This window comes from Pseudomonas sp. GXM4 (genome assembly GCF_008923895.1).
Lineage (GTDB): Bacteria > Pseudomonadota > Gammaproteobacteria > Pseudomonadales > Pseudomonadaceae > Aquipseudomonas > Aquipseudomonas atacamensis.
Genome location: NZ_WBRZ01000157.1, coordinates 1 through 13,347 on the forward strand (window position 1 = coordinate 1; position 13,347 = coordinate 13,347).

Below are 13,347 nucleotides of genomic sequence, written 5' to 3' on the forward strand. Positions count from 1 at the left end.
TCAACTGTAGAAGCTGTCGCAGGCTGCGATCTTTTGCTTTTTATGGGCCATCACTAATACCACTTTAAACACTGCCCCCTGAAACCCGCCAATCCATTGGGTCAGACGCCATTTCATCGCGTTGACATGGTATTCAAGTGGTATTAGCTTCCGTCGCACAAGCGAGCCACAACAATCCTATACTCGCGACGGAAACGACCTACATGAACGACCTTCAAACCCTACGTCCCGATGACTCCCAGCCGACGCCGCTGTACTTGCAACTGGCGCGCAATCTGGAAGCGGCGATTCATGCCGGGCAGTGGAAGGCCGAACAGGCGATGCCGTCCGAGCGCAACCTCAGCGACCAGCTCGGCATCTCCCGGGTCACCGCACGCAAGGCTTTGGAAGTTTTGCTCGAGCAAGGCCTGATCCGCCGCCTGCAAGGCTCGGGCACGTTCATCACCCCACGCCTGGAACAACCGCTGTCGCGTCTGTCCGGCTTCAGCGAAATGCTGCGCCTGAAAGGTTTCGTGCCGAGCTCGAAATGGCTGGAGCGGGAGATCACCCTGCCGACCCACGAAGAATTGATCCGCCTCGGCCTGTCGCCGAATGACAAGGTGGCGCGCATGAAGCGCCTGCGCAAAGCCGATGACACGGTCATGGCGATCGAAATGAGCACCCTGCCCGCCTCGATCATGCCCAGGCCGCAAGCGGTGGGCGATTCGCTTTACGAATACCTCGACGGCATCGGCAAACCGATCGTCCGCGCCCTTCAGCACATCCAGGCAATCAACGCCTCGGACGAATTCGCCGCACTGGTCGGCATCGCCCCCGGCACCGCCATGCTGCTGATGACCCGGGTCGGCTATCTGGAAGACAACACGCCGATCGAAGTCACCGACACCTATTGCCGCAACGACTACTACGACTTTGTTGCAGAGCTTCGTAGATAAAGAGCCGCGTCGCTGAGAGCGGCCCCAAGCGAGAACGAAAATGTCCGAAGACAACATCCTCACCGCCAGCGGCTGGGTTCGCGGCCGGCTGATTCACGAACACGGCAAGGTCGTGTCGATCGAAGGCGTGCCCTGCGACCCGGCCACTAACGATCTGCCCTATCTGCTGCCGGGTTTCATCGACCTGCATGTGCATGGCGGCGGTGGCAAAGACATCATGGAAGGCGCCGAAGCCTTCGAAACCATCAGCAAAACCCACGTGCGTTTCGGCACCACTTCGCTGTTGGCCACGACAATGACTGCGCCGAGTGCGGAGATCTCAAATGTCCTGAAAGAGGTAGGACAATTCTGCGAACAGCGTCCGAAAGGCGCCGCGCGTGTTCTCGGCGTGCACCTTGAAGGCCCTTACATCAACCCGGGAAAACTCGGCGCTCAACCGAACTTCGCCCACACCGCGTTGATGGCCGAAGTTGAAGAATATCTGGCGCTGGCGCCGATCCGCGTCATCACCATTGCCCCGGAAATCGCCGGTCACGATGCATTGATTCGCGAGCTGAGCAGCCGTGGCATCCGCATGCAGATCGGGCACACCCTCGGCAGCTACGAGGAAGGCGTCGCTGCGCTGGCTGCCGGTGCCAGCAGTTTCACCCACCTCTACAACGCCATGAGCCCGCTGCATCACCGCGAGCCGGGCATCGTCGGCGCAGCACTGGCCCACGCCAAATACGCCGAGCTGATTCCCGATCTGCTGCACGTGCATCCCGGCGCCATCCGCGTGGCCCTGCGTTCGATCCCGTGCCTGTATTGCGTCACCGATTCGACCGCCGCCGCCGGCATGCCCGACGGTGAATACAAGCTTGGCAGCCACACCGTGACCAAATGCCTGGGCGGCGTGCGTCTGCCCGACGGCACGCTGGCCGGCAGCACCCTGACCATGGATCAGGCCCTGCGCAATCTGGTGAAGATCGGTTTGCCGATCGCCGAAGCCTCGCAGCGTCTGTCGCAATTTCCCGCCGACTATCTCGGCATCACCGAACGCGGGCGCCTTGCCCCCGGCGCCTGGGCCGACTGCGTGCGGCTCGATCGCTCACTCACACTGACCGCCGTCATGGTCGAAGGAGAAGACATTGACTTCAAAAATGCTTGAAGAGGCGCTGTCCTCGTTCGAGGCCGTGCAAGCCCAACTGCAACAGCTCGACGCGCCGATGATCGAGATCGCCGGGCGTCTGCGCCGGCAGCCACCGCAAGTGGCGATGACCGTCGCCCGTGGCAGTTCCGACCACGCGGCGAGCTACTTCGCCTACCTGACCATGCAGCAACTGGGCGTGCCGGTGGCCTCGTTGCCGATGTCGGTGGTGACCATGCAGCAGGCGCCGCTGAAAGTCAGCGGTCAGGTCGCGTTCGCGTTTTCGCAGTCGGGACAGAGCCCGGATCTGGTCAACAGCCTGCGCCTGTTGCGCAAGCGTGGCGCGCTGAGCGTGTCGATGGTTAACGCTGCCGACTCGCCACTGGAGGCAGCGTGTGAATTCAGCCTGCCGCTGCTCGCCGGGACTGAAAGCAGTGTCGCCGCGACCAAGAGTTTTATCGCCACCCTCAGCGCCAGCGCGCGTTTGATCGCGCACTGGAAAGAGGACAGCGAATTGCTGCAAGCCCACGATGCGCTGCCAGAAGGCCTGCGCGAAGCGGCGAAACAGGACTGGAGCGTGGCCATCGAAGCCCTGCGCGATTGCGAGCGCCTGATGGTGATCGGCCGTGGCGCCGGTTTCGCGATTGCCCAGGAAGCGGCGCTGAAGTTCAAGGAAACCTCGGCGATTCAGGCCGAAGCGTTCAGCAGTGCCGAAGTCCGTCATGGGCCGATGGCACTGATCGACGAACACTATCCGCTGCTGGTTTTCGCCCCGCGCGGTGCCGAGCAGGCCGGCCTGCTGAGCCTGGCGGCGGAAATGCGCCAGCGCGGCGCCCGGGTCTTGCTCGCCGCGCCGGATGACGTCAGCGAACGCGACCTGACCCTGACCCGCGCCGAACACCCGGCCCTCGACCCGATTCTGGCGATCCAGAGCTTTTACGTGATGGCCGCAGGCCTGGCCGTGGCGCGGGGCATGGACCCGGATCAGCCGCGCCATTTGAGCAAAGTGACCCGCACGCATTAAGTCCGACTGACTGCACACCTGATGAGACCCAGCCATGCCCGACAACAATAAAGAGCTGACCCTCAGCGCCCCGCTCAGCGGCCCGGTGCTGACGCTCGCCAACGTCCCGGACGCGGTGTTCGCCAGTGGCGCGATGGGCGACGGCATCGCCATCGACCCGCTCAACGACACGCTGTATTCGCCCTGCGCCGGCGTGGTCATCCACGTTGCGCGCAGCAGCCACGCGGTGACCGTGCGCGCCGACAACGGTGCGGAAATCCTCCTGCATTTGGGCCTCGACACCGTTGAACTGAACGGCGAAGGTTTCGCCATGCTGGTCAAGGAAAGCGATCGCGTCAGCCTCGGTCAGCCGCTGCTGCGCTATGACCTGGACAAGGTCGGCCAGCACTGCAAAAGCCTGGTCAGCCTGTTGATCCTGACCAACAGCGCGGATTTTCAGGTGCGGCCGATCACCCTCAAAGCGGTGAAAGTCGGCGAGCCGTTGCTGCACATCATCGCGCGCAATGTGGTGGCGGCGAATACCGATACAAGCGGCGGGCCTGAGGTTCGTGGTCAAGTGCAGGTCGCTCATCGCGGTGGCCTGCATGCGCGCCCGGCTGCGCTGATCCGCCAGACCGCCCAGGGTTTCAGCAGCCACTCACAGCTGCATTTCAACGGCAAATCGGCGCCGTGCAACAGTCTGATCGGTTTGATGGGGCTGGCGATTGGTGAGCAGGATGTGGTGCAGGTCAGTTGTCAGGGGCCGGACGCCGATGCCGCATTGCAAGCTCTGCTCAGCGCACTGGCCACGGCGCTGCCGCACGATGATCACGGGCAAGCGCCGACCACCACAGCCGCGCTGAAACGCCCGGCCGAGGCTGGGGTGTTGCATGGTGTTTGCGCCGCGCCAGGGCTGGTCGCCGGGCCGTTGTTTCGCTTGAACGCGATCACCTTGCCGGCGGATACGGGCCATCACGATCCAGTGCAACAGCAGCAGACGCTTGAGACGGCATTGAACGCGGTGCGCAGCGAAATCGCCGCCACCCTCGCCCAGGCGAAAAAGCACAAGAACGCCGACGAAGAAGCGATCTTCGCCGCACACATGGCGCTGCTCGAAGACCCGGCCCTGCTCGACGCCGCGCAGCAATTCATCGCGCAAGGCACCGCTGCGACGCACGCCTGGAGTCAGTCGATCGACACGCAGTGCGACATGCTCCAAGGCACCGGCAGTCCGCTGCTGGCCGAACGGGCCAACGATTTGCGCGACCTCAAGCAACGCGTGCTGCGTGCCCTGCTTGGCGAGGCCTGGCAATACCAGGTGCCGGCCGGCGCCATTGTTGCCGCCCACGAACTGACGCCATCGGATCTGCTGCAACTCAGCGCGCAAGGTGTCGCCGGGTTGTGCATGGCCGAGGGTGGCGCGACCTCGCACGTAGCGATTCTGGCGCGCGGCAAAGGTTTGCCGTGCATCGTCGCTTTGGGCGCGCAATTGCTTGAGCAGCCGCAAGATCAAGCCGTGGTGCTCGACGCTGACGGCGGTCGTCTCGAACTGACCCCGAATGCGCAACGCCTGGCCGACGTGCAACAGGCACAAATCCAGCGCCAGCAGCGTCGCGACAGCCAACAGGCCAAAGCCCATTTGCCCGTTGAAACGCGCAATGGCGTGCACATCGAAGTGGTCGCCAATGTCGCCTCAAGCAACGAAGCGGCAGACGCATTTGCCAACGGTGCTGATGGTGTAGGCCTGTTGCGCACCGAGTTTCTCTTTGTTGATCGCCAGACTGCACCCGACGTCGAAGAACAGCGCAGCGCCTATCAAGCGGTCATCGATGCCATGGGCGACAAGCCAGTGATCATCCGCACCATCGACGTCGGCGGCGACAAGCAACTCGACTACCTGCCACTGCCGGCCGAAGCCAACCCGGTGCTCGGTCTGCGCGGCATTCGGCTGGCCCAGGCGCGGCCGGACATTCTCGATCAGCAACTGCGCGCGCTGCTGCAGGTCAAGCCGTTGTCGCGTTGCCGGATTCTGTTGCCGATGGTCACCGAGGTCGACGAACTGCTGCACATCCGCCAGCGCGTCGATGCCTTGCGCCTTGAGCTGGGCATTACCGAGCGCCCGGAAATCGGCGTGATGATCGAAGTCCCCGCCGCCGCGCTGCAAGCCGAACAACTGGCCGAACACGCCGACTTTCTCTCGATCGGCACCAACGATCTGTCGCAATACACCCTGGCCATGGACCGCGACCACGCCGGGCTGGCGGCGCGGGTCGATGCCCTGCACCCGGCGTTGCTGCGCCTGATCGCCATGACCTGCGAAGGCGCGGCGGTGCACAAGCGCTGGATCGGTGTCTGCGGCGCCCTCGCCTCCGACCCGCTGGCCACGCCGGTGTTGATCGGCCTCGGCGTCACTGAACTGTCGGTGAGCCCGGTGCAGATCGGTGAAATCAAGGACCGCGTACGTCAGTTGCATGAAGCCGAATGTCAGCGCCTGAGCCGCGACCTGCTCAAGCTGTCCAGCGCCGCCGCCGTTCGCCACGCCTGTCATCAACATTGGCCTCTGCGCTAACAAAAACAAAAAGGACAAACGCCATGTACCAACTTTTCATCGAAGGCCTGCAACGCTTGGGCCGCGCGCTGATGCTGCCGATTGCGATCCTGCCGATTGCCGGCCTGCTGCTGCGCCTGGGCGACACGGACCTGTTGAACATCGCGATCATTCACGATGCCGGGCAAGTGATCTTCGCCAACCTGGCGATGATCTTTGCCATCGGCATCGCCGTCGGTTTTGCCAAGGACAACAACGGCACCGCCGGCCTCGCCGGAGTGATCGGTTATGTGGTGATGATCTCCACCCTCAAGGTGCTCGACTCGACGATCAACATGGGCATGCTCGCCGGGATCGTCAGCGGCCTGATGGCCGGCGCGCTGTACAACCGCTTCAAGGACATCAAGCTGCCGGAGTATCTGGCGTTCTTCGGTGGCCGGCGGTTTGTGCCGATCGTCACCGGGTTCGCGGCGGTGGGTCTGGGCGTGCTGTTCGGCTATATCTGGCCGCCGATCCAGCAGGGCATCAACGCGTTCGGCGCGCTGATGATGGAAAGCGGCAGCCTCGGCGCCTTCGTGTTCGGCGTGTTCAACCGCCTGCTGATCGTCACCGGCCTGCACCACATCCTCAACAACATGGCGTGGTTCGTCTTCGGCAACTTCACCGACCCGACCACGGGCGCCTTGGTGACCGGCGATCTGTCGCGGTATTTTGCCGGCGATCCGAAGGGCGGCCAGTTCATGACCGGCATGTTCCCGATGATGATCTTCGGCCTGCCCGCCGCGTGCCTGGCGATGTACCGCAACGCTTTGCCGGAGCGGCGCAAGGTGATGGGCGGGATCTTCCTGTCGATGGCGCTGACCTCGTTTCTCACCGGTGTGACCGAGCCGATCGAATTTGCCTTCATGTTTCTCGCGCCGCTGCTGTTCCTCCTGCACGCGCTGCTGACCGGGCTGTCGATGGCGATCACCAACGGCCTGAACATTCATCTGGGCTTCACCTTTTCCGGTGGCTTCATCGACATGATTCTCGGCTGGGGCAAGTCGACCAATGGCTGGCTGGTGGTGCCGGTCGGGCTGGCTTACGCGGTCATTTATTACCTGGTATTCGACTTCTGTATCCGTCGTTTCAACCTGAAGACGCCGGGGCGCGAAGACGTCGCCAGCGCCGAAAAAGCCGTGCTCTCGGAAACCGAACGCGCCAGTGCGTATATCAAAGCCTTGGGCGGCGCCGAGAATCTGCTCACCGTCGGCGCCTGCACGACCCGACTGCGCCTGGAGATGGTCGATCGCAACAAGGCCTCGGATGCCGAGCTGAAAGCGCTGGGCGCGATGGCGGTGGTGCGCCCGGGCAAGGGCGGCAGCTTGCAGGTCGTGGTCGGGCCGTTGGCTGACAGCATTGCCGATGAAATTCGCTTGGCCATGCCTGCGCTGGGCCGAACAGCGTTGGTGGAAACCGCAGTCATTACCGATGAGCCGAAGAGCGTTGCGCTTACCCGCAACGAGGCGCAGCAATGGCTGGATGCACTGGGCGGTCGCGACAATGTGCTGCAACTCGATTGCATCGCCATGACCCGCATTCGCCTGCAACTGGCCGATGCCAAGGTGTTGTCCGATGCGCAGCTCAAAGCGCTCGGCTGTCTGGGTGTCAGCCAGTTGGACGGTGGCGTCTGGCATTTGCTGGTGGGGGACAAGGCCGCGAGTTTGAGCGGGGCGATCGAGGCATTGCTGAGTCGCGGGGAGGTCAGCGCGCAGGTTTGATCTGCGCGGGTAACGGGAGGGCTGGAGCGGGCGGGGAAAATCCGGCCCGCGCACGATACATGGATACCACCCTCCTCCACGCCCCGCTCGCCATGCTGGCCCTTCATCCCCAGCATGGAAATCGTGCCCATGAGCACCCCCAACGCACCCACACCCGATGAGATCAAAAACGATCTCAACCAGATCGGCCGTCTGCTCTTCAACACCGAAACCCCGCTGCTGCCCGAGCACAAACCGAGCACCGAGCAGGCCCATCTCAAACGCCTCGAAGAGCAGCTGAAAACCTATCGCGACGGCTACCTGCAACGCAGTCGCGCGCTCTATCAGGCGCTGGCAACCAGCGACCTGCAAAGCGAGGCAGGCAAGCAACTGATCGCCACGCTGAAGGTGCGCCTCAGCACGCAACTGATCAACATGGATCTGCGTGACCAGATCGACGGCAAACCGGCAAAAACCTTCCTTAAATACGACGCCGGTTTCACCGCGCTCGAGTACGAGGCGCAACAAGCCGTCAAGGATCGCCTGTTGCACCCGCAGGCTGGTGAGCTGATGAAGAAACTGGCGCTGGGCCCGCTGTTGCGTCCGGCCATGTATGCGTTGCAGTTCACTTATCAGCAAACCACTGTCGAGCTCGCCGGGGCCTTTGTGGTTACGCAAAACGACACCCCGAAAGTCAGCGATCTGCTGACCGACCAGAGCGCGGGTTTCGCCGTGTTGTTCACACCCGCCAGGGGCCTGGAGCTGTTCAATTCGCTGGCTGATCTCGATGCCCATCTGCTCGAGACCATGAAGCACAGCATCAGCCGTGGCGAGTTGATGCAGCTGCTGCCCAGCCGCTACCACGAGATCGGTACAGCAGGAATCTGGCCATTGCAGCTGGCGCCCATCGACAGCCAACCGCTGTTCGAACACATCTATGATGCCTTGATCGAAAAACGCACCCTGGATATCGAATATGCACTGAGTTTCGCCGCTAACCCGCAGCAGGATCCCGCTCGCTTGATCGCCGAGCTGGAGCGCGCCATCGGCGCTGCGCTGCCGGATCTCACTCCGCGTCTGGCCCTTCAGGCACAAACTCTGTTCGAACGGCACCTGCGCAACAGCGCCCCGGACTGGTACCGCAGCGCCGACGCCGCCAAGCGGGCCGAACTGGCGTTGCACCTGGGCAATTACAATCAGGCCCGGCAAAACCTGCTTGACCTCATGGGCCCGGCGGTCAGTCTGATGGCCGTGGCCCGCCAGCAATGGCTGGAGCGTCTGAGTGATGATCTGCAAATCGACGATCTGCAACCGGACAACCTGCAAATCACCACCGACCGGCGGGTACCGGGATACGGCGTATATGTGCACAAGCGCAACCTGCTCGAGCTGACCCTGCGCGGCCCGCACACCGGCGATGAGTTGCCAGGCTCGGAGTTTCTCAGCCACACCCGGCTGACTTACAACGACCTGCCGCTAGCCGACGAGTACGCGGACGTGACGCCCGCCTGGGTGATCAAGCAGGCACTGGAGCTGGAACCGCGAGTCGACTTCGCACGTTTGCAAACGCAGATGCAGGCAAGCTCCGCGATCAAACCTGCCATTGAGCAAATGCTCGATCAGCGCATCGTCGCGCTCGCCCATACCGCAGCGCTGCAAGGGCACCTGCTCGACAGCGACCTGCAAATGATCCAGCGCCTGCGCAGCGGCAGCGATTCACAGTTGCGCGCCGCCACGCTGTGCTTGCACGGTGCGCAACTCCAAGACCTTTGGGTGCTGCGTCAGAACGATCAGTCCGGTGCGCTCAAACGCGTTCTGCTATGCACGCCACAAGCCCCACGCGATCGACAGTTCGAGGCCTTTGACAGTGAGCGCGAATGTCAGGCCCATGTGTTGTCGTGGGCCAAGCAGAGTGACGCCGCCCAAACCATGGCCGGTTACCTGGTCAGCCGCGCACCGATGCGCTTTCGTCCTGCTCTGCGCAAAGTCCTGTCGGGGCTGAGCTTCAAACCGGAAGCAGCGGAGCACCAGAAGGTGACTTTCGATCACCTCGGCAACCATCTCGATTGCCTCAAAGCGATGGCTGAACACGTGCTTGCCACACGCATCGATGATTATGATTTCAGTACACCGGTGTGGTATCGCTCGACCACTGCGGCCAATCGCCGACAACTGACTACGCTGAGCGACGACGCCGAGGGCGCACTGCTCGCATTCAATCAACATCCGCTGTCGGGCGGGCGTTTTCAGACATTTGACGCCTACGTGCACGAGCAAGCGAAGCTCAGCCTGAACCGCTTGCTCAAACGTGCGGCCAATGACGTCGATCCTGACACCGTCTGGGCCTACTCGCCAAAATCGATCGTGCCCTCATGGACACCAAAGCCGTTGACCTATACCCGGCTGTATCGCGACGGCTATGCCGACGGCGTGGGTTTTCTCGAGCAGAAATTCTCACGCTCGGCGCGCTTCAGAGGTCCGCAAGGCATCGATATCAGCAGCCTGACCGCGCAGAATGTCGCGCGCTCGGTCACAGGGGTATGGATCGGCCAACGCTATACCGACAAAGTCAAAAAGGAGCTGCAGAATTCCCAGAGCGAAGGCTACGCGTTCCGCCGCAACGCGACGCTGGCGATCACTCAGCGCCAGATGCAAAGCGCCGCGCTGGAATGCCAGCTGCAAGGACATATCGCCAGCAGCGACCTGCAATGGCTCCAGCAAAGCATCAGCAGCATGGATCAAACGTCGGGGCAGACGCGGACGAAGTACCCGATCCACCGGTTGATGATCGACGGCGAATGGGTGATCGATACCTGGCTGTTCAGCCATGGCAGTAATCCGGTTCTGCTGTATACGCCGGACGCGCCGGACGGCGTGCGTTTTCGTGAAGCGCGCCTGTTCAATTATCTGCTGCTGCAATCGGGCATGGTCGAGTACTTCACCTCGCGCGTGGGTATCAGCGCCCAGACCCGGGTCCGCACGCACCTGGACAACATCCGCAAGAAGCTGCCCAAAGACCTCAACAAAACCACCACCAGCCCCGCCCGCTACGACTCGATGCGACCGGCTGACGCCGTCAGCGACCTACTCACCGCGCTCTATGACATGAAGCTGCAACGGCGGATCGACAACGTCCACGCGACCACCACCAGTCGTATCGAAATGATCGCCGGCCTGATCTGGACGAGCGTTGAGTGGGTCGCGGCCATCGCCACCGCGCCCTTCCCGCTGCTGAGCCTGAGCACCGGCCTGTTGCTGGCCTTCAAGGACGCGATGCTCGCCCTGCATGCCTATCGTCAGGGCAACAACAACGAAGCGTTCCGGCACTTGCTCGGTTATCTGTTCAACAGTGCCGGCGCGGTGCTGACGGATCTGCGTCCGGCGCTACGGTCACTCAAGCCCGTCCGGCGCCCGTTGCGTCAGGCTGTCGCCGCTGCCGACGATGAGCAACAGAGTGCTCTGGCATTGGTCGATCAAATGGCCACTGAACCCGTCTGGGACGATATGCAGGCGGTCGCTTTCAGAGGACAGTCGTATTACGCCAGTAACAACCCGGACGCGCTGGGCCGTTATTTGCTCTATCGCCCGGATCCGAATGGCTCCGGACTGCTTTCGACCGGCATTCTGACCGTACGCAATTCCGACGGAGTGATGGTGCGCAGCGGCCTGTCCGGCGGGGCACCGAAATACGAAGCTGTGCCCGAGACACCCGGTCCGCACAAAGATTATGGAGTCGCGATCGACTACCGCGAGCGCGTCGAAACGTTGCTGGTGCCGCAATCGCGCGAGGCATTGCTGCAACTGAGCGACATGGGTATCCCGCGGCAGACCATCATGGCCCGGGTGGTCGATCAGTTGAGCGATGTACGCACAGCCTATCTGGAACAGGTCGAAAAACTCACCAAAGACGCCACGCGCCATTTTGCCCGGCTCGCACCGCTGCCCGGCCGTGCCGAAGTGCCGGCAGTTGCCGCCAGTACCTCATTCGCACAGTTGATCGGCAGCGAAGCATTCGCCGCAAAAAACCTGGTGATCGGTGCACAGCCTGGTTCAATCGCCAGCAAACAGTTATTGATCGAGCATCTCGACGCCCTCGTGGCGAACGGCTACAAGCATCTCTTTCTCGAATACCTGCCGGGTGACGTGTTTCATCTCAAACTGGAAAAGCTCAACAGGAACGGCTCCTGGTTTCATATCAAGAAACATCTGAAGGCGCTCGACAAAGCCATGGGGTATGCGCCGGACGCAGCTTTTTCTTACCTGGCGCTGGTGCGCAGGGCCCGGGAAAAAGGCATGAGCATCCATGCGCTAGACGGCTCGGCCAGCTATAAACTCGAAGGGATCATGGTGATGTCCGAGGTCTCGCCGCTGACCCCGCGAAACAACTCCATCAGAAACTTCTATTCGCACAAGGCGCTTGCCAGTGATATGGCCGACGTCGGCGAAGAGCGCTGGATTGCCCTGACCGAACAGTCGCGCATGACCACGTTCGACAACACGCCGGGCCTGGCCGACCTGCACGAGGCCGTAGCCGTGCGTGTTGAAGACATCGACCTGTATCAACCCGCACGCATAGGCAGGGATACACCCGGCGCCATCGCCGGCGATGCGACAGCGCAAGGTGATTACCTCGTACAGATGCCGAGCACCTACAAGGCACCTCTACCCGTCTCCAGGCCACCCGCCGCAGCTAGCGCCGTTGATCACTTCAGCGATTTCGATGTGGCTTTGCCGCTGCGCGACGATATCGCTGAAATGTTGCATAAGCCCTACTCCATGGACTCGAATTACACCCCGACGATCTCCAGTGAAAGAACGGCCTACGAGGCTTTCATCGCCCAGCGCAAGCGCCTGGAAAAAACCGCCAGAGACACTTTCACCGACTACGTCCCTCCCGATGCGCCGATCCTGCCGGTGCTCACCTCCGACTGCACATTCGAGGCTTTTTTGCGGCAGCTGGCCGACGGACGCTTGAATCTGCTGATCGGCGAAGCCCATGCCGATGTAGCGAGCAAAGCGCTGCTGAAAAAGCACATGAAAGCGCTCAAGAAAGCAGGCTATGACACGTTGTATGTCGAGCACCTGTTCACCGATCTGCACCAGGCCGATCTCGACATTTTTTTGCGAACCCAACGTATGCCGGACAGGCTGAAGGCGTACCTGCATCGTCAGGACCGGGGGCACATGATCGCTTACGGTGGGAGCGATACCTACACAGAGCTCTACCAGGCAGCAGCCAAATACAACATCCGCATCAGAGCGATCGATTGCACAGCGTCCTACCACCTCAAGGGCCTGCATGACAAAGCAGTCTCGCGAAACGAGATGTTCAGCTATTTTGCAACCCGAGTGATCGAGGCTGATCAACTGGCCAACGGCCCGCATAAATGGGTGGCCCTCATCGGCAGTGCGCACACCAATTACAACCTCGGCGTGCCAGGTCTGGCCGATACACTTTCAGCCGTCAGCCTGCACGTGCGCGACACCGCCCCCGAGCTGGCCAGGGATATTCATCGCGGTACATGGGAATTTGTCAGCGGCCAGCACGAGGCCAACGTGAGGGCCTTGAGCAGCGACTTTGTGATGGAGGTGGCCGTCCCCGGCACGAAAAAGCCTGCTGCGCCTCCGTCTGTCAGTCGCAGCAGACTGACTCGACAGGGCCAATTCCTGATCGAAAATGCAGATACCCGCAACGCCAGTGTGGTGCATAGATCCAGGTCCGGCGAGATCGTTGAGACGCCGATTCAGATCAATGACAAAGGTCTGTTCTTCATTGATCGCTGGGGGAAAAAAGACCAGAGCTTCAAATACCTGCGAACCTTGGTCGACATGCTTGTAACGGACGTCAAGCTGACACAGGTGACGTGACATCCACGCGATTGCACGTCGTGGAAAACCACCGGGCTCGACGGCCCGGTGGTTTTTTTACGCCTACGGATCAACCCGATCCAGCGCACGGTTCACCGCCAGCTCAGCAAGCATGATGATCTGCTGAA

6 protein-coding genes are annotated in these 13,347 nt (G+C 61.8%); all 6 read left to right on the plus strand.

The genetic code is table 11. From position 1 onward, the window contains the following. Window positions 1-203: 203 nt before the first annotated feature. The 6 genes from F8N49_RS18445 (at window position 204) to F8N49_RS18470 (ending at window position 13,219) form a co-directional block, all read left to right on the plus strand. Window positions 204-935: a GntR family transcriptional regulator gene (locus F8N49_RS18445; RefSeq protein ID WP_016771550.1), complete on the plus strand. Its 732-nt coding sequence runs from the start codon at window positions 204-206 to the stop codon at window positions 933-935. A 40-nt stretch (window positions 936-975) separates the two neighbouring features. After that, entirely contained in the window at window positions 976-2,082 is a 1,107-nt protein-coding gene (nagA, locus tag F8N49_RS18450; protein ID WP_071174482.1) for an N-acetylglucosamine-6-phosphate deacetylase, read from the plus strand. Further along, window positions 2,063-3,085 (plus strand): SIS domain-containing protein, encoded by a 1,023-nt coding sequence (locus tag F8N49_RS18455; RefSeq protein ID WP_122699917.1) that lies wholly within the window; start codon window positions 2,063-2,065, stop codon window positions 3,083-3,085. Before nagA ends, F8N49_RS18455 begins: the two co-directional genes overlap by 20 nt. Window positions 3,086-3,119: 34 nt before the next feature. Then, entirely contained in the window at window positions 3,120-5,633 is a 2,514-nt protein-coding gene (gene ptsP, locus F8N49_RS18460; protein ID WP_151552048.1) for a phosphoenolpyruvate--protein phosphotransferase, read from the plus strand. A gap of 23 nt (window positions 5,634-5,656) precedes the next feature. After that, window positions 5,657-7,372, plus strand: a complete 1,716-nt coding sequence (gene nagE / locus F8N49_RS18465) for an N-acetylglucosamine-specific PTS transporter subunit IIBC (RefSeq protein WP_151552049.1) — start codon at window positions 5,657-5,659, stop codon at window positions 7,370-7,372. Window positions 7,373-7,501: 129 nt separating this feature from the next. Further along, a complete protein-coding gene (locus F8N49_RS18470; protein WP_151552050.1) occupies window positions 7,502-13,219 on the plus strand; it encodes a membrane-targeted effector domain-containing toxin in 5,718 nt (1,905 codons plus the stop codon). Window positions 13,220-13,347: the final 128 nt, after the last annotated feature.

Coding starts and splice junctions, on each gene's coding strand:
- F8N49_RS18445 (WP_016771550.1), top strand. CDS start 204: ATGAACGACCTTCAAACCCTACGTCCCGATGACTCCCAGCCGACGCCG.
- nagA (WP_071174482.1), top strand. CDS start 976: ATGTCCGAAGACAACATCCTCACCGCCAGCGGCTGGGTTCGCGGCCGG.
- ptsP (WP_151552048.1), top strand. CDS start 3,120: ATGCCCGACAACAATAAAGAGCTGACCCTCAGCGCCCCGCTCAGCGGC.
- nagE (WP_151552049.1), top strand. CDS start 5,657: ATGTACCAACTTTTCATCGAAGGCCTGCAACGCTTGGGCCGCGCGCTG.
- F8N49_RS18470 (WP_151552050.1), top strand. CDS start 7,502: ATGAGCACCCCCAACGCACCCACACCCGATGAGATCAAAAACGATCTC.